Here is a 22,558-nt window from a genome sequence, read left to right as displayed (position 1 = left end):
AGCCGCGACCATTGCCTTCAGCGCGCGCTGAAATAGGCCACGACCAGGCCGATGCCCAGCCACAGCACGTCGCCGGGGCGGTTGGCCAGCACGGTCAGCGTCCAGGCGTAGCGCGCGCCCAGTTTCAGCGACGAATCCCAGGTATCCAGGCCCAGCCCGGCGCCCACATGCGCGGCGGCGATGCCCCAGTTGGCGGCGACGATCACCAGCGCGGTGGCGAGCACCGCCACGGCGATGCGCAGCTTGCCGCGCGGCAGCGTGCCCAGGCGCAGCATCCACGCGACCTCCAGCGCCACCAGCACCGCCATCCAGCCGGATTGGTGGCCCAGGCTCAGCGCGACCAGCATCCAGGCGATCAGGGCGGTGAAACAGCCCAGGCAGAGCAGCAAGGGCCATAGCCAGTGCGAAGTCCTGGCCGGCGTGGAAGAGGGCGGCATGCGATGTTCCCGGAGAATCCGTACAGGATACCCTTCGCCGCGTTCGCCGCGCACTCGGATAAACTGGACGACTTGCACCGGCGGGGCCAGCCCCCATATCGCCCCCATGTACTCACGCAGCAGCGAACCTGTCCAATTCGAACGCGATTGCGCGGCGGTGATGGTGCCGCAAGGCGACGCGGTCACCCTGCCGGCCGGCAGCTACGGCTACATCACCCAGGCGCTGGGCGGCAGCTATACGGTGTTCGTGGAAGGCAACCTGTTCCGCATCGCCGGCAAGGACGGCGACGCGATCGGCAAGGAACCGCCGCCGGGCCTGGACCTGCCGGAAGGCGCCGGCGACGAGCAGGTCGAGGCGCTGATCTGGCAACAGCTGCGCACCTGCTTCGATCCGGAGATCCCGTTCAACATCGTCGACCTGGGCCTGGTCTACGAAGTCGACATGCAGCCGCGCGAGGACGGCCAGCGCATGGTCGAGGTGAAGATGACGCTGACCGCGCCGGGCTGCGGCATGGGCGACATCCTGGTCGACGACGTGCGCAGCAAGCTGGAGCTGATCCCGACCATCGCCGAGGCCGATGTCGAACTGGTGTTCGATCCGCCGTGGGGCCGGCATATGATGTCCGAGGCCGCCCGCCTCGAAACCGGCATGCTCTGACCCGCGCGCGACTGCGCGACCTGGGGCCGGGACAAGGCGCCGCCGCTGCGCTTCGATGATGCAGCGGCACGGCCGTCCCTCGACTACCACAGGAAACCCCGGTGTCCGCTACCGAGCCGTCTTCGCAGTTCCGCCTGATCCCGTCCACCACCGCACGCAGCGCCGACGCGCGCGCGCAGATCCTTGCCGCGCCGGGCTTCGGCAACTACTTCACCGACCACATGGTCGCCATCGAATGGGACCGCGAGCAGGGCTGGCACGACGCCCAGGTGCGCGCCTACGGCCCGCTGGCGCTGGATCCGGCCGCCTCGGTGCTGCACTACGGGCAGGAGATCTTCGAGGGCATCAAGGCCTATCGCCATGCCGACGGTTCGATCTGGACCTTCCGCCCTGACGCCAACGGCAAGCGCCTGCAGCGCTCGGCGCAGCGCCTGGCGCTGCCGGAGCTGCCGGTGGAGCTGTTCGTCGAATCGCTGCGCCAGCTGATCGCGGTCGATGCCGCGTGGGTGCCGTCGGCGCCGGAGACCAGCCTGTACTTCCGTCCGTTCATGATCGCCAACGAGGCGTTCCTGGGGGTGCGCGCGGCGCAGAAGGCCGGCTACTACGTCATCGCCAGCCCGGCCGGCGCCTACTTCGCCAAGGGCGTGGCGCCGGTGGCGATCTGGCTGTCCACCGACTACGCGCGCGCGGCCAAGGGCGGCACCGGCGCGGCCAAGTGCGGCGGCAACTACGCCGCCTCGCTGCTGCCGCAGCAGCAGGCGCAGGCGCAGGGCTGCTCGCAGGTGCTGTTCCTGGACCCGGTCGAGGGCAAGTACCTGGAAGAGCTGGGCGGCATGAACGTGTTCCTGGTGATGCGCGACGGCAGCCTGGTCACCCCTGCGCTGTCCGGCAGCATCCTCGAGGGCATCACCCGCGACAGCATCCTGCAGTTGGCGCGCGATCGCGGCATGCAGGTGGTCGAGCGCCAGGTGACCATCGACGAATGGCGCGACGGCGTGGCTTCCGGTGCGATCGCCGAGGTCTTCGCCTGCGGCACCGCCGCGGTGGTGACCCCGATCGGGCAGCTGAAGGGCAAGGATTTCGAGGTCGGCGACCTGACCGCACCGGCCGGCCCGGTGACCCTGTCGCTGCGCCAGGAACTGACCGACATCCAGTACGGCCGCGTGGCCGACCGCCACGGCTGGCTGTTGCGGCTGGGCTGAGTCCAGGCGTTCTCCCGCCCGCCGGCACTGCTGGCGGGCGCCGAGCTGGGCGTGGCGCAGGCTGCGCCCAGCTTCGATCCCCGGGGACGTCGTCCGTTCCCGGGGATGCCACGGGCGGCCCGTCAGGCCCGCCCCGGCACACCGCCCGGCGCGTGCGGCCGCGCATCGCCGCGACGTCCCCAATGCAATGCGCGCCTTGACCCTGCACTACCGCTGCGCAGGGCGTTCGCTGGCCCTGCCGCCGTCCGGCGCACCTGCTTCTACGGATGGGCCGCTGTCTGCATTGGCGCGTGACCACGCCCGCGCCGCGCAAAAATGTCCCGGGACTGTCTTCTCGGGTCATCGTCATTGCCTTCGTGTCGCAAAAAGATAAAGCGCAGCCCGTCTTTATGTTGACAACCGTCACGCTTATGAATTTTGGACGATCAAAAGTTGGTCCATACGCGTCTGTATTGGGATAGCGTCCGATGAACGGCTGGCAACAGGGGGCCGGCCTGGGAGTCGCGCTGCACTCGGATTCAGTGCCTGTTTAGGCCTCCGCAGCGCGAAAAATCGCCGTCAGGTGGCAATCAACGAAAAGGAAGTTCCGAATGTCCGAAATTTCGCAACGTGGTTCGCGCCAGCGTCCTTGGCTGATCGTGCTGGGAGCGTCCGCATTGACTTCGCTGTTGCTGGCGACCCCGGCATTCGCCGGCGACGTCAACCTCTCCGGCCTGAACGCCGAGCCGACCGTGCAACGTTTCATCGTCAAGACCCGCGATGCCGCCCCCGTCGGCGTCGCCAGCACGTCCGCCGCCACCACCTCGGCCTCGCTGCGCGCGACGCTGCAGTCGGTCGCCGCGGCGATGCCGGCCAAGAACGGCCGCGCGCTGGGGCTGACCAGCCTGCGCCGCCTGGCGGTCGGCCCGGAAGTGATCCAGTCCAACCGGCCGCTCGACCACGCCGAGGCCGAGACGCTGATGCGCCAGCTGGCCGCCGACCCCAATGTCGAGTACGTCGAAGTCGACCAGCGCATGACCATCGCGCTGACCCCGAACGATCCCAGCCTGTCCAACCAGTGGGCCTTCGGCACCACCACCGCCGGCATCAACGTGCGTCCGGCCTGGGACCAGGCCACCGGCAACGGCGTGGTCGTGGCGGTGATCGATACCGGCATCACCAGCCACCCCGATCTCAACGCCAACGTCCTGCCGGGCTACGATTTCATCAGCGTCGCCGCCGACGCGCGCGACGGCAACGGCCGCGACAGCAACCCGGCCGACGAAGGCGACTGGGCCGCGGCCAACGAGTGCTACTCCGGTTCGCCGGCGTCCAATTCCAGCTGGCACGGCACCCACGTGGCCGGCACCATCGCCGCGGTGACCAACAACAGCACCGGCGTGGCCGGTACCGCGTTCAATGCCAAGATCCTGCCGGTGCGCGTGCTCGGCAAGTGCGGCGGCTACACCTCCGACATCGCCGACGCGATCACCTGGGCCTCCGGCGGTACCGTCAGCGGCGTGCCGGCCAACACCACCCCGGCCGAAGTGATCAACATGTCGCTGGGCGGCAGCGGCACCTGCTCGACCACCTACCAGAACGCGATCAACGGTGCGGTCGGCCGCGGCACCACCGTGGTGGTGGCGGCCGGCAACAGCGCCGCCAACGTCTCCGGCTCGGTACCGGCGAACTGCGCCAACGTGATCGCGGTGGCCGCGACCACCTCCTCGCGCGCCAAGGCCAGCTACTCGAACTACGGCACCGGCATCGACATCTCCGCGCCGGGCTCGAGCATCCTGTCCACGCTCAACGACGGCACCACCACCCCGGGCAATGCCAGCTACGCGTCCTACAACGGCACCTCGATGGCGACGCCGCACGTGGCCGGCGTGGTCGCGCTGATGCAGTCGGTCGCGCCGTCCCCGCTGACCCCGGCGCAGGTGGAGAGCACCATCAAGAGCACCGCGGCCAGCTTCTCCTGCTCGCAGGGCTGCGGCGCCGGCCTGCTCGACGCCAATGCCGCGGTGACCGCTGCGCTGGGCGGCGGCACCACCACGCCCCCCACCGGCAACACGCTGCAGGACGGCGTGCCGGTCACCGGGCTCGGCGCCAGCAGCGGCTCGGAGCTGAACTACACCGTGACGGTGCCGTCCGGCGTCAGTTCGCTGACCGTCACCATCTCCGGCGGCAGTGGCGATGCCGACCTGTACGTACGCCTGGGCAGCGCGCCGACCGACAGCACCTATGGGTGCCGCCCGTATCTCAACGGCAACAACGAGACCTGCACCTTCAACGCGCCCAGCGCCGGCACCTACTACGTGCGGCTCAAGGCGTACAGCACGTTCTCGGGCGTCACCCTGACCGCGAACTACTGATCCGCACGCGGCGCGGCGCTCGCCTGGACGGCGGCGCCGCGTACGCCGCGAATGCCGAACGGATCGGCAGGGCAGGACGCCCTGGACGCTGCAGATACGACAGCCCCGCGCCCCGGCGCGGGGTTTTTTGTTGCGCGGCGTCCATCGCCGTCGCCGGCTGCGCGGAGATCTGCTCCTGCAATCCGCAACACGGGTGGCCTGCTGTCACAGATCGACACATTGGCAGCACGTTCCCCTGCGCCGGCTGCAGCCAGCGCCGATATGAAGGATGCAGGACCGTCTTCACCGGCTGCGGCGGCGATGCCGTCGCGGCCCAAGCGCGCTTGGTGGCGTCCGCCCAGCGCCAGGCACGGCCGACTGCGCCATGCGCCACAGGGGGGAGTCCGATGTCCAAGCATGCAATGTCTCGCCGTGCCCGCTGCGCTGCGATCGTCTCCATCCTGTCGCTGGCGGCCTGCGCAGGCGCTGCCGCCGCCGGCGAGATCGGTCTGCAGGGCCTGGCCTCGACGCCGAATCCGCAGCGTTTCATCGTCACCTACCGCGACGGCGCCCGTCCCGCGCTGTCGGCGCGCACGGCACCGCTGGCGGACGCGGCACGCATCCTGCCGGCGCGGCGCGGCCGCGCGCTCGGCCTGGCCTCGCTGCGGCGCCTGGCGACCGGCGCCGATGTGGTCGGTGCCGATCGCGCGCTGGACCGGGTCGAGGCCGAGACGCTGATGCGCCGCCTGGCCGCCGATCCGGCGGTGAAGAGCGTGGAGGTCGACCTGCTGTTGCGGCCGACGCTGGTCCCGAACGACCCCGGCCTGTCACAGCAGTGGGCGTTCGGCACCACCTCGGCAGCGATCAACGTGCGCCCCGCCTGGGACGTGGCCAGTGGCAAGGGCGTCGTGGTGGCGGTGATCGACACCGGCATCACCGCGCATCCGGACCTGGCCGCGAACGTGCTGCCAGGTTACGACTTCATCAGCGCCCCGCTGGTCGCTGGCGACGGCGGCGGCCGCGATGCCAATGCGGCCGATCCGGGCGACGGCTATCCGGCCAATACCTGCGGTGCCGGCACGCCCGGCGCATCCTCCAGCTGGCATGGCACCCACGTCACCGGCACCATCGCCGCGGTCAGCAACAACGCCGCCGGCGTGGCCGGCACTGCGTTCAATGCCAAGGTCCTGCCGGTGCGCGCGCTGGGCAAGTGCGGCGGTTACCTGTCCGATGTCGCCGATGCCATCGTCTGGGCGTCGGGCGGCAGCGTCGCCGGCGTTCCCGCCAATCCAACCCCGGCGCAGGTGATCAACCTGTCGCTGGGCGCCAGCGGCACCTGTTCGGCGACGATGGCCAATGCCATCGCCGCCGCCGTGGCGCGCGGAACCAGCGTCGTGGTGGCTGCCGGCAACAGCAACGGCAACGTCGCCGGCAGCGTGCCGGCCAACTGCCCGAACGTGATCGCGGTGGCCGCGACCACCTCCGCCGGCGCGCGCGCCAGCTTCTCCAACTATGGCGCCGGCGTGGATGTCGCCGCGCCAGGGCAGGGCATCCTGTCCACGCTCAACACCGGCACCCAGGCGCCGGCCGCGGCCGGCTACGCATCCTATAGCGGCACCTCGATGGCGGCGCCGCATGTGGCCGGCGTGGCCGCCCTGGTGCTGTCGGCAGCGCTGAACCCGCTGACCCCGGCGGAACTGGAGGCGCGGTTGAAGGCGACCGCCAGTGCATTGCCGGTGGCCTGCACGCTGGGTTGCGGCGCGGGCCTGGTCAATGCCGGCGCGGCGGTGGCGGCGACGCTGAAGGCGCAGACCCTGGTCCGCGGCGTGCCGCTGGGCAGCCTGGCGCTCAAGGCGGGGACCTCGCTGTACTACCAGGTCACCGTGCCGGCCGGCACGCCCTGGCTGAAGCTGGCCCTGGCCGGCGGTACCGGCAACGCCGACCTGTATCTGCGCGGTGGCGGCCTGCCGACCGACACCGTCTACGGCTGCAGGTCGATCGCGACGGCCAATGCCGAGAGCTGCACGCTCAACCTGCCTGCCGGGACCTACTACGTGCGGGTGAAGGCGGTGACCGCGGTGGTCGGGGTAGGCGTGACCGCCAGTTACTAGGGAACCTCACTCGCATAGGTCGCACGCGCGCGCCTGCAATACGTCAAGCAGGCGCTCGGCGTCGATTTCCAGCAGCAAGCCGCGCTGCCCGGCGTTGAACCACACGCTGCCCGGGGCCAGCGCCGATTGCTCGACCAGCACCGGCGCCGGCCGCTGCTGGCCCAGCGGACTGATGCCGCCGACCTTGTAGCCGGTGCGGCGCTCGGCCTCGGCCACTTCCATCATCCGTGCCGATTTGCCGGCGCCGGCCGTGGCGAGCTTCTTCAGCTGCACGCGGCGATCGGAGGGCACCACCACGCACACGGCGTTGTGGTCGATCCACGCCATCAGGCTCTTCAACACCCGCGCCGGCGGCAGGCCGAGCGCCTGCGCCGCCTGCAGGCCCTTGGCGCCGGCTTCGGCTTCGGCTTCGTAATCGTAGGGATGCAGGCGATAGGCGACGCCGGCCGCGTCCAATGCCCTGGTTGCGCGGGTGGCTTTGGACATCGCGGCTCAGACGGGCTCGAAGCGGTTCGCGGCCACGTTCTTGCGCACCTTCTGCGGATCCCAGATCTGCCCGTTCATGGCGATGTAGACCCCGGCCGGCAGCGACTGTACCGCGCCGACCGCGCAACCGATGTTGAATTCGGCATCGGAGCCGCGGAACCGCGCCGGGTTCAGCGCGCCTGTCATCACGATGGTCTTGTCAGGGATCGTCTGCAGCACCTTGCCGGTCTGCACCATCGAGTCGGTGCCGTGGGTGAGCAGCACGTGGCGCGCGGACTGCGCGGCGACGGTGGCGCGGATCAGCTCGCGGTCTTCGTCGGTGATGTGCAGCGAGTCCTTGCGGATGATCGGGATCACGGTGAAGCGGAAGGTCACGCCCAGTTCCTTGAGGATCTGGCCGATCTGCGGATCGCCGATCTGGTAGTCGGACTTGTCGTCGAAATAGATCTTGTCGATCGTGCCGCCGGTGGTGACGATCAGGAGTTCTTCCATTGCCGGTTCCTAGAGCATGACGGGGCGCGGCCGCGGTCGCGCAAGGCCGCCATGATACCGGCAGGCCGGCGGCGGCCGCTCAGGGCGTGTCGTGGCCGGGCGGCTTGGCGCCGCGCTTGCGGGCGAAACGCGCGCGCAGTCCCGGCGCGCTGGACAGGCCGATCGCCAGCAGCGCCAGCAGCAGTTCGGCCCAGGCGTAGGCGCGCTGCGGCGGATGGCTCCAGGCGGCCATCACCCCGTGGCTGAACCAGAACAGCCCGAACACGCCGGCCCAGAAGCGCGCCACCGCCGAGCCGCGCAGCACGCCGATCGCCAGCAGCAGCGGCGGCAGCGCGAACACCAGCAGCGCGGCGAGACGGTGGCGGTCGTCGTGGAACCAGGCTGCGTACAACAGCGCCAGCGCCAGCAGCGTGGCGGCCAGCGCATGACGCAGGCGGGCGCTGCTCATGGCGCCGCCAGGCGTTGCGCGATGCCGGCCAGGCGCCGGCCCAGCGCACGCGCCAGTTGCGCTTCTTCCTCGCTGGGGTGCGGATCGTCGTCGGCGCCGGCGACGTGGCTGGCGCCGTACGGGGTGCCGCCGCTGCGCGTGCTGCTGAGCAACGGCTCGGTGTAGGGAATGCCGACGATCACGCAGCCGTGGTGCAGCAGCGGCAGGTGCATCGACAGCAGCGTGGCTTCCTGGCCGCCATGCAGCGAGGCGGTGGAGGTGAACACTGCCGCCGGCTTGCCGGCGAGAGTGGCGCTGGCCCATTCGGCGCCGAGCCCGTCGATGAAATGCTTGACCGGCGCGGCCATGTTGCCGAAGCGGGTCGGGCTGCCCAGCGCGATACCGACGCAGTCGCGCAGGTCGCTGGCGTCCACGTACGGCGCGCCGCTGTCGGGCACCGGCGGCGCGCTGGCCTGGGTGACCGCGGCCACCGGCGGCACCGTGCGCAGGCGCGCGGCCATGCCGGGCACTTCGCCGACGCCGCGTGCGATCTGCCGCGCCAGGCGCGCCACCGAACCGCCACGGCTGTAGTACAGGACCAGGATCTCGGCCATGCGGCCCTCGCTTGCTTGCACCAGAACGGCCGCCAGTATCGGCGATGCCGGCATCCGTGCGCATCGGGTACCCTTGCCCGATGCAGCCTTTGGACACGGTCAATCTCTGGACGGAGCGGGTGCGCGACCGCGCGCGGATGCGCAGCTTCGCCGGGTTCCTGTGGCGGCGCTTCCTCGACGACCGCCTGTTCCAGGCCGCCGCCTCGCTGGCCTACACCACGATCTTCGCGCTGGTGCCGCTGGCGATGGTGGTGTTCGGTGTACTGTCGGCGTTTCCGGTGTTCGACCGCTGGAGCGACCAGCTCAGCGACTACATCTTCTCCAACTTCGTGCCGGCCGCGGCGCGCTCGGTGGAGGCCTATCTGCGCCAGTTCTCGGCCAGCGCCGGGCAGCTGACCAGCGCCGGCACCATCGCGCTGATGGTGTCGCTGCTGATCACCTTGAACAGCGTCGAGCAGACCTTCAACCGGATCTGGCGGGTGGTCTCGGCGCGGCCGCGGCTGACCCGCTTCCTGGTGTACTGGACGGTGCTGACCCTGGGTGCGCTGCTGGCCGCGGCGTCGCTGGCGGCGTCGGCGCGGTTCTTCGCGCTGCCGCTGTTCCGCACCAGCGAGGGCCGGCTGCTGGCGCAGATGGCGCTGGGCCTGGCGCCGGTGCTGATCGAATTCGTCTGCATCACCCTGGTGTACCGGGTGGTGCCGCACCACACCGTCAAGCTGCGCCACGCGGTGCCCGGCGCGCTGCTGGCGGTGGCCCTGCTGGAACTGGTGAAGTGGGGGCTGAGCCTGTACCTGGGCAGCTTCCAGTCCTACCAGCGCATCTACGGCACGGTCGCATTCGTGCCGATCTTCCTGCTGTGGACCTACCTGAGCTGGATCGGGATCCTGCTCGGCGCCTCGCTGGCATCCTCGATCGCCGCCTTCCGCTACCAGCCGGCATCGATGCGGCTGCCGGCCGGCTACGAGATCTACGGCTTGCTGCGCCTGCTCGGGCGCTTCGCGCAGGCGCGCAAGGACGGCCACGGCCTGCACGAGGATCAGATCCTGCAGCTGGAGCCGATGCTGACCGATTCGCTGGTGCAGGAACTGCTGTGCGAACTGGAACGCAGCCGCCTGCTCAGCCGTGCCGAGCACGGCGAATGGCTGCTGGCGCGCGACCTGGCCGACGTGCCGCTGACCGAACTCTACGAAAACTGCCAGCTGCGCATCCCGATCGCCGAAGCCTACCTGCCGTGCCGCGACGACGCGCTGGGGCAGGCGGCGTGGCGCGCGCTGGACGAATTGCGCATGCCGCTGCGCGACGTGCTGAAACGGCGCGTCGGCGACCTTTACACCGATATCGGAGACCTCGCATGACCCCGCGCATCCTGTTCCCGTTGTTCGCCGCTGCCGCGCTGCTGGCAGGCTGCGATCGGCATCCTTCGCCCGCCGATGGCGCCGCGCCGGGCGCGCCGGCGCCTGCGGCTCCCGCCGCCCCGGCGGCCCCTGCCGCGCCAACTGCCCCGACCGCGCCCGCCGCTGGCGAAGGAGCGAACGTGGTGCAGGAAACCCGGCCGCAGCCGACGCTGAAGGTGAAGGCCGTGGACGGCAGCGACTACGACCTGGCCGCGCATCGCGGGCAGTGGGTGGTGGTGAATTTCTGGGCCACCTGGTGCGCACCGTGCCTGAAGGAAATGCCGGAGCTGTCGGCGTTGCACGTGATGCGCGACAACATCGAAGTGGTGGGCCTGGCCTACGAGGACATCGAGCCGGCAGAGATGCAGGCGTTCTTGAAGGAACATCCGGTGGCCTACCCGGTGGCGATCCTCGACACCTATGCGCCGCCGGCCGATTTCGCGACCCCGCGCGGACTGCCGATGACCTACCTGATCGCCCCGGACGGCAAGGTCGCCAAGCAGTTCCTGGGTCCGGTCAATGCGCACGACATCGAGGCGGCGATCGCCGCGGCCGGCGGCAAGGTCGCCGGCCAGGCGAAGGCGGGCGGTTGATGGGGGCCGCCCGCTTCCTGGTCTCCGGCCGGGTGCAGGGCGTGTATTTCCGCGCCTCCACCCGCGAACGCGCGCTGGCGCTGGGGCTGGATGGGCACGCGCGGAACCTGGCCGACGGAAGCGTGGAGGTCATCGCAGCAGGCGAGGCCGCGGCGCTGGAGGCGCTGGCCGAATGGCTGCGGCACGGCCCGCCGGCAGCGCGGGTCGAGCAGGTGCTGCGCGAGCCGTGGCCGGAGCCGGTGGCGGCGGGCTTCGCGATCGGGTGACATCGCGGAAATCTTGGCGGCTCGCGGGGGAGGGGCTTCAGTCCCGACGAGGCCTTGCCGGTAGCGCATCGGGACTGAAGTCCCTCCCACACCACCGCCTGCCGCTGCAGAAGGCGTTTCAATCCGGCCGCGTCGTTGCGGAGGCGTCCGGTCGCGGCTGAAGCCGCTCCTACAGGAAACCATTGCGCCGTCGGGCGCGGACCGCATCATCGAGTCCCGAGTCCCGAGTCCCGAGTCCCCAATCCCGGCCTCAAACCGGATACGACGCGATCGGCTGCAACACGCCGAACTTTTCCTTGCGCGGTTTGTGCTTCAGCGGCGGCAGTTCCAGTTCCGGCTCCTGCAGCGGGGTGTCGGGCAACTGGTCGAGCAGATGCCGGATCAGGGTCAGGCGGCCGCGCTTCTGGTCGTTGAAGTCGACCAGCGTCCACGGCGCCTGTTCGCGGTGGGTGGCGTCCAGCATCGCCTCGCGGGCACGGGTGTAGTCGGCGTACTGGGCGCGCGACTGCAGGTCCACCGGCGACAGCTTCCAGCCCTTCAGCGGATCGTGCAGGCGTTCGGCGAAGCGCTTCTCCTGCTGGTCCTGGTCCACGCACAACCAGTACTTGAACAGGCGGATGCCGTCGTCGACCAGCAATTGCTCGAACAGCGGCGCCTGGCGCAGGAAGGCCTGGTATTGCGCGTCGCTGCAATAGCCCATGACCCGCTCCACCCCGGCGCGGTTGTACCAACTGCGGTCCATCAGCACCATTTCGCCAGCGGCCGGCAGATGCGTGGCGTAGCGCTGGAAATACCACTGCGTGCTTTCGCGGTCGGTCGGCTTGGGCAGCGCCACCACCCGGCATTGGCGCGGATTCAGATGTTCGGCGATGGCCTGGATCGCGCCGCCCTTGCCGGCGGTGTCGCGGCCTTCGAACAGCACCAGCACGCGTTCGCCGCTGTGCTGCAGCGCTTGCGCCAGCGCCGTCAGCTCCAGTTGCAGCGGTTGCATCAATGCCTGGTACTGCTTGCGCTTGAGTTTGCTCATTTGCTGCGTCTCGTGCGGGTGCCGGCCATGCTGCGCGCCACTTCCAGCAGCGCGCCCTGCTGGCGGCTGTCGAGCGTGCGATAGGCCTGCAATAGGTCGTGTTCGCCGCGGGTGCGGGCCGGGTCGAGCTGGCTGGCCAGTTCGCCGAGCAGCGCGCCCGCGGGAACGCCGAAAGCGCGCGCCAACGCATTGAGCTGGTCGCGGCCGGGCATCTTCTCGCCGGCCAGCCAGGCCTTGACCGTGGCGGCGCCGGCGCGCGGGATGGCGGCAGCGATGTCCGCGGCGGTCATGCCGCTGGCTTTGGCCAGCAGGCGCAAGGTGGTGTCCAAGGGCATGCGCGGTTCCAGGTCATTCCTTCAAGCGTGGGCGCAGCGTGGCCAGGTTGCACGGCCGGGTGCGCGCGTCGAGCTGCGCGGCGACGATCCTTTCCCAGGCGGTGCGGCAGGCCGAGGTCGAGCCGGGCAGGCAGAACACGAAGGTGGCGTTGGCCAGGCCGGCGAAGGCGCGCGACTGCAGCGAGGAGGTGCCGATCTCCTCGAAGCTGATCGCGCGGAACAGTTCGCCGAAGCCGGGCATCTGCTTGTCCAGCAGCGGCAGCAGCGCCTCGGGGGTGGAGTCGCGGCCGGTGAAGCCGGTGCCGCCGGTGACCAGGATGCCGTCGACCTGCGGGTCGGCGATCCACGCCGAGACCACCGCGCGCATCCGGTAGCGGTCGTCGGGCAGCAGCTCGCGCGCGTACAGGCGGTGGCCGGCCTCGCCGAGCACCGACACCAGGTAGTCGCCGGAACTGTCTTCGGCCAGGCTGCGCGTGTCCGAGACGGTCAGTACGCACAGGTTCAACGCGATGAAATCGGCTTTGGCGCTCATGCCCGAAGCCTAGCGGCTCGCCCGGTCGGCGTATAGCCTGCCGGCGCGCATCGGCGGCGTCCGTACAGGCGCCGTCGCAGAAGCAGGGCGATGCCGGTTCAGGCGGTTGCGTGCGCGGGCTGCGTCGGGGTGCCGGGCAGGGTCAGCGCGCGCGGCCGGTAACGGCTCACGCTGGCCGCGGGATGGGACGCCAGGGGCAGGCGCTCGGGTTCGCGCTGCAAGGCCCGACGCTGCGCGTCGGCGCTGCTCCATTCGGCGTAGTCGAGCAGGCTGAGGCCGTCGTCGGACAGGTGCAGGTGCGAGGCGATCAAGCCGCGCAGCGCGTGCGCGCCGTTCTGCAGCGCGGCGAACGCCGCGCTGGCGTGGAGTTGCGCCTGCGCGGCATCGCGGGTCGCCAGCCTGGTCACCACGACGCAGCCGGGCACGCGCTGCGGATCGGACACCCCGCTGCGGATGCGCCGGTAACGGTGCAGCGTCAGTCGCGGCGCCGGCGCGCGCGGGTGCAGGCTGCGGCCGAGCTGCGTGGTGTCGTCGCCGCAGCATTGTGCGTACAGCAGATCTGGCGAGGCGCTCAGCGATTCCAGCCAGGCCAGGGCATGCAGGCCGCCGCCGGGGTTGGCGTGCAAGCGGGCGAGCAGCGTCGCGCAGACCGGTGCCGAGGCGTGGGCGACCAGTACGCTGCGTGCGTGCGGGGAGGTGAGGTCGGGCGACAGGCGTGACGGCATCGGGGCGTGCGCGAACGGAAGGCGCGCAGTGTCGAACCTCAACCGCGCTTCAGGTCAAGCGCGTTCGTGCATGGGGGCGTTCGGCAGCGTGCGGCGATGTGCGTGCCGTCAGCCGCGGTCGGCTGCCGCTCGCGCTGCGTTGAAGAAGCGCGAGCGCCGATGCCGGCAACCTGTCGGGAGGTTCGGTCTGGATGCGAACGCCTCCGTTCCCGCGCGCCAGGTGTCGGCGCCGTCAAGGCCTGGCGATTGGCGGGCTACTGCGGCCCGCTCCAGCCGTGCCGGCGCGCGGTATCGCGCAACACGTCCGCGAAGTCCGCAGCGAAGCCCTGCATGTCGAACAGGCCGGCGCTGGCGCGGCGCTGCTGCAGCGTGTCGCGCAGTGCGCGCAGCGCCGCCGGATCGCGGCCCAGCTGCACCGCCCTGGCGACGAAGGCATCGTCGTCGGCGACGTTCATCGCGTCCATGCCCAGGTGATGGTTGAGACTGCCGGCCACGCGTGCGGCGAAGGTCGTGCCGGGGCAGGTCAGCAGCGGGCAGCCGGCCCACAGCGCGTCGGAGGCGGTGGTGTGCGCGTTGTACGGATGCGTGTCCAGGAACAGGTCGGCATGCCGGTAGCGGGCCAGGTAGTCGGCATGCGCCAGCTTGGGCATGAAGCGCAACCGCGCCGGATCCACTTCGGCGCGGCGCGCGGCATCGCGCAGCCGCGCATCGGCCTGGCCGGGCCCGGACAGCAGCCACAGCACGCTGTCCGGCACCTGGCGCAGCACCGCGAGCATGCGCGCCATGCTGCGCGGGGTCAGCTTGTAGCTGTTGTTGAAGCAGCAGAACACCGTGCCGTGCTCGGGCAGCCCGCAGTCGCGGCGCGACGGTGGCGCGCCGACGTGGCGGCTGTCGTCCGAGGGCTGGAACGCGCGCGGCAGGCGCAGCACGCGCTCGCTGTAGTGCGCGGCCAGCGCACCGGGCAGCGCGAACGCATCGCCGATGACGTAGTCGATCCACGGCGCGCCGGACGTGCCCGGGTAGGCCAGCCAGTTGATCTGCAGCGGTGCCGGACGCAGTGCCAGCACTTCCGGCGCACCGCCGCCGCCCCAGCCGCGCAGGTCGAACAGGATGTCGATGCCGGCAGCGCGAATGCCTTGCGCGATCGCCCGGTGCGGCTGTCCGGCGACGTCGTGCCAGGCGTGCGCCGCGGCGCGCAGGCGCGTGCGGATCGCGCTGCCGTCGTCGCGGTTCAATGCGAACAGCTGCACGCGCAGGTCGGCGTGCGCGCGCAGCCGTTCGAACAAGGCCACGGTCAGCAGCCCGGTGGGATGCGCGCCGAAGCCGTTGGACAGGAAGCCGACCTGCAAGGGGCCGGCGCGGCGCAGCGTCGCCGCCGGCAAGGGCGCCAGCGTCTGCGCCAAGGCGAGCGCACGGTTGCGCGCGCAGTGCAGCTGCTCGGCGGCGGTGGCGTCCTCGTTGAGGAATGCGAACGGTTCGATCGCCGGATGGCCCTGGCGCACCGCGCCGCGGACCTGCTGCGACAGCGCATCCAGCGCGCGCCAATCGCACAGTTTGCGCCGCCAGTTCAGCAGGTGCGCGGCGATCGACGGTTCCTGCGGCAGCAGCGCATGCGCGTGCGCATAGGCCTGCGCGGCGGCTTCGGCTTCGCCGTTGTCCTCCAGCGCATGGCCCAGCCACAGGGCGATGCCCGGGTGTTGCGGCGCGTGCTGCAGCGCCTGGCGCAACGCGGCGGCGGCTTCGGCATGGCGGCCCTGGGTCCAGCGGACGCGGCCCAGCCGTGCCAGGGCTTCCGGATGCGTCGGGCGCAGCTGCAACGCGCGCAGGGCGGCCTGTTCGCCGGCGGCGATCGCCCCGGCGCCGAGTTCGGCGTCGGCCAGCATCACCCAGGCGATGAAGTCCTGCGGGTCGCGGCGCACCGCGTCCTGCAGCTGGCGCAGTGCGTCCAGCGCGCTGCCGCTCACGCGCGCGCGGTGGCCGGCGCGTGCGCAGCGGCGCGGCGCATGCGCACGCTCACGGGCTGTCGCTCAGCCGCGCCAGTTCGTCGACCTGGTGCTCGTGGCTCAGCCGCTCGATCAGCGCGTCGAGGTCGCCTTCGATCACGTTCGGCAGGTCGTACAGGGTCAGGCCTTCGACCCGGTGGTCGGTGATGCGGCCCTGCGGGAAGCTGTAGGTGCGGATGCGCTGGCTGCGGTCGCCGCTGCCGACCTGCAGCTTGCGGTCCTGCGCCTCGGCCGCGGCCTGCTTGCTGCGCTCGGCGTCGAGCAACTGCGCCTTCAGCCGCTTCATCGCCTTGTCGCGGTTGGCGTGCTGGCTGCGCTCGGTCTGGCATTCGACCACCACCCCGCTCGGCACGTGGGTGATGCGGATCGCCGACTCGGTCTTGTTGACGTGCTGGCCGCCGGCGCCGGACGAACGGAACGTATCCACCTTCAGGTCGGCCGGGTTGATCGCGATCTCTTCCACGTCGTCGGCTTCGGGGATGATCGCCACCGTCGCCGCCGAGGTGTGGATGCGGCCCTGCGACTCGGTCGCCGGCACCCGCTGCACGCGGTGCGTGCCGGATTCGAACTTGAGCTTGGAGTAGGCGCCGCGGCCGACGATGCGCGCCACGATCTCCTTGTAGCCGCCGTGCTCGCCGGGGCTGTCCGATTCGACTTCCACCTTCCAGCCCTGGCGCTCGGCGTAACGCGCGTACATGCGGAACAGGTCGCCGGCGAAGATCGCCGCCTCGTCGCCGCCGGTGCCGGCGCGCACTTCCAGGAACAGGTTGCCGTCGTCGCGCGGATCGCGTGGCACCAGCAGCAGCGCCAGCTGTTCGTCCAGCGCGAGCAGGCGCGCGTGGGCGGCGGCGATCTCCTCTTCGGCCAGCTCGCGCAGTTCCGGATCGCCGCGCATCGCCTCGGCCGCGGCCAGGTCGGCCTTGGCCGCGGCCTCGTCGGCCAGTGCGGCGGCGACCGGCTCCAGCTGCGCGAATTCGCGCGAGTAGTCGCGGAAGCGCGCGTTGTCGCTCACCACCTCGGGATCGGACAGCAGGCGTTCGAGTTCTTCGCGACGCTCGGCCAGCGCCTCCAGCTTACGGCGCAGGGTCGGTGTCATCGGTCTTCAGAATGGGATGGAAATAGCCCGGTTTTTCCGGGAACAGGCGCTCGGCGGCGCGGGCCAGGTCGGCATCGCCGCTCAGCGCCGCCTCGCGCAGCGCCGCGGTGGGCGGATGCAGCAGGCGGTTGGTCAGGGTATTGGCGAGGAATTCCAGCACTTCGTCGGCCGGCTTGCCGTTGGCCAGCTGCTGCCGCGCCTTGGCCAGCACGTCGTCGCGGGTGCTGTCGCCGTGTGCGCGCAGGCGCTTGAGCGGCGCCTGGCGGGTGCTGGCCTGCAGCGTCTCGATGTAGCGCAGCACCTGCAGGTCGATGATCGCCTCGGCGGCCTCGGCCGCTTCGCGGCGGCCGCGGCGATTGTCCTCGACCGCACGTTCCAGGTCGTCCACGGTATACAGATAGGCATCGGCCAGCTCGGCCACGCCGGCCTCGATGTCGCGCGGCACGGCCAGATCGAACAGCAGCATCGGCTTGTGCTTGCGCGCGCGCAGCGCCTGCTCGACCTGCGCCCGGGTCACCACCGGCTCGCGCGCGGCGGTGGCCGAGAACACCACGTCGGCTTCCTGCAGATGCCGTTCCAGCTCGCTCAGCGGCAGCGCCACGCCGCCATGCCGGCTGGCCAGCTCCTGGGCGTGGGCGAGGGTGCGGTTGGCGATCAGCAGGCGCCGCACGCGGCCTTCGCTGAGGTGCTTGGCGGCCAGCTCGATGGTCTCGCCGGCGCCGACCAGCAGCACCGTCGATTCGCTGAGCCGGGCGAAGGAGTTCTGCGCCAGGCGCACCGCGGTGGAGGCCACCGAGACCGGATTGGCGCCGACCCGGGTATCGGTGCGCGCGCGCTTGGCCACCGAGAAGGTCTGCTGGAACAGCCGGTCCAGGCGGTTGCCCATCGCCCCGTGCTCGCGCGCCAGCGCCCAGGCGTCTTTCACCTGGCCGAGGATCTGCGGCTCGCCCAGCACCATCGAGTCCAGCCCGGTGGCGACGCGGAACAGATGCCGCACCGCGTCGGCATCCTGGTGCTGGTACAGATAGCCGTGCAGGCCGGCCGCGTGCGAATCCAGCCAGTCGGCCAGGCTCTGCGCGTCGTCGGCGATCGCGTACAGCTCGGTGCGGTTGCAGGTGGACAGCAGGGCGGCCTCGGCGACGTTGGGCAATGCGCGCAGCGACTGCAGCGCGCGCGGCAGCGCATCGCCGGCGAACGCCACCCGTTCGCGCAGGTCGACCGGCGCGGTCTGGTGGTTCAATCCGAGCACCCACAACGTCATCTGTTCAGTTGCTTGCGATAAGCTGCTGGCCATTCAGGGCCCCATTTTACGGCCCGGTTGCCCCCGATGCCCGCATTGATTCGCATCCGTATCGTTCTATTGCTGTCGGCGCTCGCCGCTTTGCCGGCCATCGGCGCCCCCGCCGCCGCGCCGACGGCCGTCGCCAAGGTGCCGCCGAGCGCCGCGGCGTCTTCGTTGACGCCGGTGCTGGCCGGCGAATTCGCGCTGCAGGCCGGGCAGCTGGCCGATGCCTCGCACTGGTACCTGCAGGCGGCGAACGAGGCGCCCGGCGATGCCGGTCTGGCCGAGCGTGCGACCCGTATCGCGATGCTCGCCAACGACAATGCGGCCGCGGCGCAGGCCCTTGCGCTGTGGCGTCAGCGCGCGCCGGAGTCGCTGCCGATGCGCGGCGCCGAGGCGGCGCTGGCGCTGCGCAACGGCAATCTGCGCCAGGCGCGCGGCCTGCTGGTGGCGCTGCTGCGCGACAAGGACGCACGCGGCTGGCGCTATGCGCTGGTGGCGCTGGTCAGCGGCAACCGCGATCCGGAGGTCGCGGCCAAGGTGCTGGACCAGCTGCTCGACGCCAATGCCATCCCCGACCAGCTCGAGGCCTGGCAGGAGTTCGGGCGCCTGGCGCTGCGCCTGGAACAGCCGAAGCTGGCCGAGCGCATCGTCGATCAGCTGGTCAAGCGTTTCCCGGAGGAGCCGCGGGTGGCCCTGCTGCACGCCACCCAGCTGCAACAGGCCGGCAAGACCGAGCAGGCGCGCGCGCTGCTGCAGGGCGTGGAGCCCAAGGCGCCGCGCGATCCGGAACTGCGCGGCGCGCTGGCCTACGCCTACGACGCGATCGGCGACACCGCCGCGGCGGCGCGGGTGCTGGCGCTCGGTCCGCAGGACACCCAGAACTACGGCCTGCGCGCTTCGATGCTGGCCAAGCTGCAGGACAACGCGGCGCTGAGCGCGCTGTACGCGGAGCTGAGCAAGGAGACCGCGCAGCCGGATCCGGAGCGGCGCCTGCTGCTCGGCAAGATCGCCGAGTTCCTGAAGCGCTATCAGGAAGCGGTGACCTGGTACCGCGGCGTGCCGGCCGGCCCGTTGCGCAACGAAGCGCGGCTGCGGACCGCCGGGGCGCTGTACGAACTCGGGCAGAAGGATGCGGCCTTCGCCGAGGCGCGCGCGCTGCAGGACGATGCCGAGGCCGACGATGCCGCGCGCCGCGACGCCTACGTGTTGGAGGCGGAATTGCGCCAGCGCAGCGGCGACGACGCCGGCGAACTGCAGGTGTTCGAACGCGGCCTGGCCGCCTATCCGGACGACAACGCGCTGCTGTACGCGCGCGGCCTGGCCTGGGAGCGGCGCGACCGCATCGACCGTGCCGAAGCCGACCTGCGCAAGATCCTGGTCACCGAGCCGGAGAACGTGGCCGCGCTCAATGCGCTCGGCTACACCCTGGCCGACCGCACCCATCGCTACCGCGAGGCGCTGCAGTTGATCGATCGCGCGCGTACCGCCGATCCGGACAACGCCGCGATCATCGACAGCTACGGCTGGGTGCTGTACCGGTTGGGCAAGACCCAGGAGGCGCTGGTGCAGCTGCGCCGCGCCTGGACCCTGTTCAAGGATCCGGAGATCGCCGCGCACATCGGCCAGGTGCTGTGGGAACAGGGCAAGCGCGACGAAGCCACGAAATACTTCGACGAGGCGCGCAAGCTCGATCCGAAGAATCGCGCGCTGCAGCGGGCGATGGAAAAGGTCGCGCCGTGAGGTCGGCGTTGCGCGCGGCATGGGCGCTGACGGCGCTGCTGGTGCTGGCCGGCTGTACTTCGCTGGCGCCGCGGCAGGCGCCGCCGGCCGCGAGCGCACCGCTCGGCGAGGCCGCGCGCCAGGCCGAAGCGGCCCGCGGCGCATGGCTGCAGGCGCATCCGCAGTGGTCGTTCCAGGGCCGGGTGGCGATCACCAAGGGCCGCAATGGCGGCAGCGGCCGCATCGACTGGGCGCAGCAGCAGCGCCAGTACCGGATCGAGCTTAGCGCGCCGGTGACCCGGCAGAGCTGGCGCCTGACCGGCGACAGCCAGCGCGGGGGAGGCCGTCTGGAGGGGTTGGAAGGCGGTCCGCGCGCCGGCGATGACGCGCAACAGCTGCTGCTCGAGGCCACCGGTTGGGAGATTCCGGTCAATCTGCTGCCGGATTGGGTGCGCGGACAGGTCGCGGCGGACGTGGGCGCACCCGAGCAGGTGAGCTACGACGCCGAGGGGCGCCCGCAGACGCTGCGGCAGATGGGCTGGGAGATCCAGTTCCAGGAGTGGTACCCGCCCAGCGACGGCCGTCCGGCCCTGCCGCGGCGCATCGAGGCGCGCAACGGCGACGCCAAGGTGCGCCTGTTGCTGGACCAGTGGCACTTCGCCGCGCCATGAGCGCCGTGGAAGAGGGCGGCTGGTCGGCGTGGCCGGCCCCGGCGAAGCTGAACCTGTTTCTGCAGATCACCGGCCGCCGCGCCGACGGCTATCACGAACTGCAGACCGTCTTTCGCCTGCTCGATTGGGGCGACACCGTGCATCTGCGCGTGCGCGCCGACGGCGTGGTGGCGCGGATCGGCGACTCCGTGGCAGGCGTCGCCGAGGCCGACGACCTGTTGGTGCGGGCCGCGCGACTGCTGCGAACGCACGCCAAGATCGCTCAAGGTGTCAACATCCGCGTCGAAAAGCGCATTCCTGCAGGTGGCGGTTTCGGTGGTGGCTCGTCCGACGCGGCGACCGCGCTGCTCGCGCTGAATGCGCTGTGGGGCGCCGGACTGGACGAGGATGCGCTGGCCGGCCTGGGTCTGACGCTGGGCGCGGACGTGCCGGTATTCGTGCGCGGCCGCGATGCCTGGGCCGAAGGGGTGGGCGAACGGCTGACCCCGTTGCGCCTGCCGCCGGCCTGGTACGTGCTGGCCGATCCGGCGGTTCACGTGCCCACCGCGGCGCTGTTCCAGGCCCCGGATTTGACGCGGGATGCTGCGCCCGCGAAAATGGCCGACTTCGTTTCAGGTTTCCTGCTCGGCAATGCGTTCGAGCCGGTGCTGCTCCGCCGCGAACCGGCCATCCAGGCCGTGTTCCAGGCGCTTGCGCAGATCGGCACGCCGCGCCTTACCGGGTCGGGGAGCGGGTGCTTCGTCGAGTTCGCCGATCGCGCTGCCGCCGTGCGCGCGCTGGCGGCCTTGCCGGACGGGTTGCGCGCCTGGGTGGCCGGCGGCGTGACCCGATCGCCGCTGCTCGATGCGCTGGAGGCATAGCAACAGTTTCATGCAGGGGCGTCGCCAAGAGGCCCAAGGCACCAGGTTTTGATCCTGGCATTCGTAGGTTCGAATCCTACCGCCCCTGCCAATTGTGTCTGCAGATCCCTCTGCAAGAGCCCGCACATCCATGTGCGGGGGTTCAACAGGTAGAAGCCTTCTTCGCCTGGGTTTTCACAAGTTTCATGCTGTTTCTTCGTTTCGCAGTTCTTCCGCCGCCGCCGCCCGAGACACTCCTCATGCAAGATCAACGTAACCTGCTGGTGTTCTCCGGCAATGCCAACAAGCCGCTTGCCAAGAGCATCTGCAAGGAGCTGGGCGTGCGTCCGGGCAAGGCGATGGTGTCGCGCTTCTCCGATGGCGAAGTGCAGGTGGAGATCGAGGAGAACGTGCGCCGGCAGGAAGTGTTCGTGATCCAGCCGACCTGCGCGCCCAGCGCGGAAAACCTGATGGAGCTGCTGGTGCTGATCGACGCGCTCAAGCGCGCCAGCGCCGCCAGCGTCACCGCAGTGGTGCCGTACTTCGGCTACTCGCGGCAGGACCGGCGCATGCGTTCCTCGCGCGTGCCGATCACCGCCAAGGTCGCGGCGAAGATGTTCACCGCGGTCAATGCCGACCGCGTGCTGACCGTGGACCTGCACGCCGACCAGATCCAGGGCTTCTTCGACATCCCGGTCGACAACGTCTACGCCTCGCCGCTGCTGCTGGCCGACATCTGGCGCGCCTACGGCACCGACAACCTGATCGTGGTGTCGCCTGACGTGGGCGGCGTGGTCCGCGCCCGCGCCGTGGCCAAGCGCCTGGACGACGCCGACCTGGCGATCATCGACAAGCGCCGCCCGCGCGCCAACGTGTCCACGGTGATGAACATCATCGGCGACGTCGAAGGCAAGACCTGCGTGCTGGTCGACGACATCGTCGACACCGCCGGCACCCTGTGCGCCGCGGCCGCCGCGCTGAAGGCGCAGGGCGCGCTGAAGGTGGCCGCGTACTGCACCCATCCGGTGCTGTCGGGCCCGGCGGTCAGCAACATCAGCAATTCGCAGCTCGACGAGCTGGTCGTCACCGACACGATTCCGTTGTCGGACGCCGCGCGCGGCTGCAGCAAGATCCGCCAGCTCAGCGTCGCCGAGCTGCTGGCCGAAACCATCCGCCGCATCGCCTTCGGCGAGTCGGTGAGTTCGTTGTACGTGGATTAAGGCTGGGAATGGGGAATCGGGAATAGGGAATCGCAACGGCGCAGTGTCGCGCTTTGTCCGATTCCCCATTCCCGATTCCCCACTCCCGGCTTC

23 protein-coding genes and 1 tRNA gene are annotated in these 22,558 nt (G+C 70.7%); 12 read left to right on the top strand and 12 right to left on the bottom strand.

Going from position 1 to position 22,558, the window contains the following annotated elements; all coding sequences use genetic code 11:
* Window positions 1–17: 17 nt before the first annotated feature.
* Window positions 18–437, bottom strand: a complete 420-nt coding sequence (locus AB8810_RS18665) for a hypothetical protein (protein ID WP_179568156.1) — start codon at window positions 435–437, stop codon at window positions 18–20.
* Between the two features lie 106 nt (window positions 438–543).
* Between AB8810_RS18665 and sufT the strand changes: the two genes are divergently transcribed.
* The 4 genes from sufT (at window position 544) to AB8810_RS18645 (ending at window position 6,741) form a co-directional block, all read left to right on the top strand.
* Window positions 544–1,095, top strand: a complete 552-nt coding sequence (sufT, locus tag AB8810_RS18660) for a putative Fe-S cluster assembly protein SufT (RefSeq protein WP_191826810.1) — start codon at window positions 544–546, stop codon at window positions 1,093–1,095.
* A 101-nt stretch (window positions 1,096–1,196) separates the two neighbouring features.
* Complete coding sequence (locus tag AB8810_RS18655; protein ID WP_179568152.1) at window positions 1,197–2,297, top strand: branched-chain amino acid aminotransferase; 1,101 nt, start codon at window positions 1,197–1,199, stop codon at window positions 2,295–2,297.
* 590 nt (window positions 2,298–2,887) lie between these two features.
* The gene (locus tag AB8810_RS18650; protein ID WP_369914492.1) at window positions 2,888–4,651 is read left to right on the top strand and encodes a S8 family peptidase; all 1,764 of its coding nucleotides are present in this window, start codon (window positions 2,888–2,890) and stop codon (window positions 4,649–4,651) included.
* A gap of 386 nt (window positions 4,652–5,037) precedes the next feature.
* A complete protein-coding gene (locus AB8810_RS18645) occupies window positions 5,038–6,741 on the top strand; it encodes a S8 family peptidase (protein WP_369914491.1) in 1,704 nt (567 codons plus the stop codon).
* Window positions 6,742–6,747: 6 nt separating this feature from the next.
* On the opposite strand, the gene AB8810_RS18640 is transcribed toward AB8810_RS18645, so the two are convergent.
* The 4 genes from AB8810_RS18640 to wrbA form a co-directional block, all read right to left on the bottom strand.
* Window positions 6,748–7,227: an aminoacyl-tRNA deacylase gene (locus AB8810_RS18640; RefSeq protein ID WP_369914490.1), complete on the bottom strand. Its 480-nt coding sequence runs from the start codon at window positions 7,225–7,227 to the stop codon at window positions 6,748–6,750.
* 6 nt (window positions 7,228–7,233) lie between these two features.
* Window positions 7,234–7,719 (bottom strand): asparaginase domain-containing protein, encoded by a 486-nt coding sequence (locus AB8810_RS18635; protein WP_179568138.1) that lies wholly within the window; start codon window positions 7,717–7,719, stop codon window positions 7,234–7,236.
* A 79-nt stretch (window positions 7,720–7,798) separates the two neighbouring features.
* Window positions 7,799–8,167, bottom strand: a complete 369-nt coding sequence (locus tag AB8810_RS18630) for a DUF2069 domain-containing protein (RefSeq protein ID WP_369914489.1) — start codon at window positions 8,165–8,167, stop codon at window positions 7,799–7,801.
* A complete protein-coding gene (gene wrbA / locus AB8810_RS18625; protein ID WP_369914488.1) occupies window positions 8,164–8,760 on the bottom strand; it encodes an NAD(P)H:quinone oxidoreductase in 597 nt (198 codons plus the stop codon). Before wrbA ends, AB8810_RS18630 begins: the two co-directional genes overlap by 4 nt.
* Before the next feature lie 80 nt (window positions 8,761–8,840).
* Between wrbA and AB8810_RS18620 the strand changes: the two genes are divergently transcribed.
* From AB8810_RS18620 to AB8810_RS18610, 3 genes are read left to right on the top strand one after another with little or no spacing between them, the layout of a single operon-like run.
* Window positions 8,841–10,115 carry a YihY family inner membrane protein gene (locus AB8810_RS18620; RefSeq protein ID WP_179568133.1) on the top strand — a complete coding sequence of 425 codons (1,275 nt, stop codon included), beginning with the start codon at window positions 8,841–8,843 and terminating at the stop codon, window positions 10,113–10,115.
* Complete coding sequence (locus AB8810_RS18615) at window positions 10,112–10,747, top strand: TlpA family protein disulfide reductase (protein WP_369914487.1); 636 nt, start codon at window positions 10,112–10,114, stop codon at window positions 10,745–10,747. Before AB8810_RS18620 ends, AB8810_RS18615 begins: the two co-directional genes overlap by 4 nt.
* Window positions 10,747–11,013, top strand: coding sequence for an acylphosphatase (locus tag AB8810_RS18610; protein ID WP_369914486.1), 267 nt, complete (start codon window positions 10,747–10,749; stop codon window positions 11,011–11,013). The genes AB8810_RS18615 and AB8810_RS18610 overlap by 1 nt, the downstream gene beginning before the upstream one ends.
* A 250-nt stretch (window positions 11,014–11,263) precedes the next feature.
* Here the strand turns inward: AB8810_RS18610 and ppk2 are convergent, their stop codons facing one another.
* The 7 genes from ppk2 to hemA form a co-directional block, all read right to left on the bottom strand.
* The gene (ppk2, locus tag AB8810_RS18605; RefSeq protein WP_369914485.1) at window positions 11,264–12,040 is read right to left on the bottom strand and encodes a polyphosphate kinase 2; all 777 of its coding nucleotides are present in this window, start codon (window positions 12,038–12,040) and stop codon (window positions 11,264–11,266) included.
* Complete coding sequence (locus AB8810_RS18600; protein ID WP_206230675.1) at window positions 12,037–12,375, bottom strand: helix-turn-helix domain-containing protein; 339 nt, start codon at window positions 12,373–12,375, stop codon at window positions 12,037–12,039. The genes ppk2 and AB8810_RS18600 overlap by 4 nt, the downstream gene beginning before the upstream one ends.
* A 13-nt stretch (window positions 12,376–12,388) precedes the next feature.
* Window positions 12,389–12,907, bottom strand: coding sequence for a molybdenum cofactor biosynthesis protein B (gene moaB, locus AB8810_RS18595; protein ID WP_053841088.1), 519 nt, complete (start codon window positions 12,905–12,907; stop codon window positions 12,389–12,391).
* 98 nt (window positions 12,908–13,005) lie between these two features.
* A complete protein-coding gene (locus AB8810_RS18590) occupies window positions 13,006–13,632 on the bottom strand; it encodes a hypothetical protein (RefSeq protein WP_369914484.1) in 627 nt (208 codons plus the stop codon).
* A 254-nt stretch (window positions 13,633–13,886) separates the two neighbouring features.
* Window positions 13,887–15,596, bottom strand: a complete 1,710-nt coding sequence (locus AB8810_RS18585; RefSeq protein ID WP_369914483.1) for a tetratricopeptide repeat protein — start codon at window positions 15,594–15,596, stop codon at window positions 13,887–13,889.
* 49 nt (window positions 15,597–15,645) lie between these two features.
* Entirely contained in the window at window positions 15,646–16,731 is a 1,086-nt protein-coding gene (gene prfA, locus AB8810_RS18580) for a peptide chain release factor 1 (RefSeq protein ID WP_053836197.1), read from the bottom strand.
* Window positions 16,709–17,992 (bottom strand): glutamyl-tRNA reductase, encoded by a 1,284-nt coding sequence (gene hemA, locus AB8810_RS18575; protein ID WP_179568123.1) that lies wholly within the window; start codon window positions 17,990–17,992, stop codon window positions 16,709–16,711. The genes prfA and hemA overlap by 23 nt, the downstream gene beginning before the upstream one ends.
* A gap of 66 nt (window positions 17,993–18,058) precedes the next feature.
* Between hemA and AB8810_RS18570 the strand changes: the two genes are divergently transcribed.
* The 5 genes from AB8810_RS18570 to AB8810_RS18550 all read left to right on the top strand — a co-directional run bounded on the left by AB8810_RS18570 (window position 18,059) and on the right by AB8810_RS18550 (window position 22,465).
* On the top strand, window positions 18,059–19,756 hold the full coding sequence (locus AB8810_RS18570) for a tetratricopeptide repeat protein (RefSeq protein WP_369914482.1): 1,698 nt from the start codon (window positions 18,059–18,061) through the stop codon (window positions 19,754–19,756).
* Window positions 19,753–20,406: a lipoprotein insertase outer membrane protein LolB gene (lolB, locus tag AB8810_RS18565; RefSeq protein WP_369914480.1), complete on the top strand. Its 654-nt coding sequence runs from the start codon at window positions 19,753–19,755 to the stop codon at window positions 20,404–20,406. Before AB8810_RS18570 ends, lolB begins: the two co-directional genes overlap by 4 nt.
* A complete protein-coding gene (ispE, locus tag AB8810_RS18560) occupies window positions 20,403–21,266 on the top strand; it encodes a 4-(cytidine 5'-diphospho)-2-C-methyl-D-erythritol kinase (RefSeq protein WP_369914479.1) in 864 nt (287 codons plus the stop codon). The genes lolB and ispE overlap by 4 nt, the downstream gene beginning before the upstream one ends.
* Window positions 21,267–21,280: 14 nt before the next feature.
* Window positions 21,281–21,357 (top strand) — tRNA-Gln (locus AB8810_RS18555).
* Window positions 21,358–21,505: 148 nt separating this feature from the next.
* The gene (locus AB8810_RS18550) at window positions 21,506–22,465 is read left to right on the top strand and encodes a ribose-phosphate diphosphokinase (protein ID WP_179568115.1); all 960 of its coding nucleotides are present in this window, start codon (window positions 21,506–21,508) and stop codon (window positions 22,463–22,465) included.
* The last annotated feature ends 93 nt before the right edge of the window (window positions 22,466–22,558 follow it).

It is taken from the genome of Xanthomonas sp. NCPPB 3005 (genome assembly GCF_041228095.2).
In the GTDB taxonomy this organism is placed as follows: domain Bacteria; phylum Pseudomonadota; class Gammaproteobacteria; order Xanthomonadales; family Xanthomonadaceae; genus Xanthomonas_A; species Xanthomonas_A bonasiae.
The sequence above is the reverse complement of the archived record's forward strand: the minus strand, read 5'-3'. Positions and strand labels throughout refer to the sequence as shown.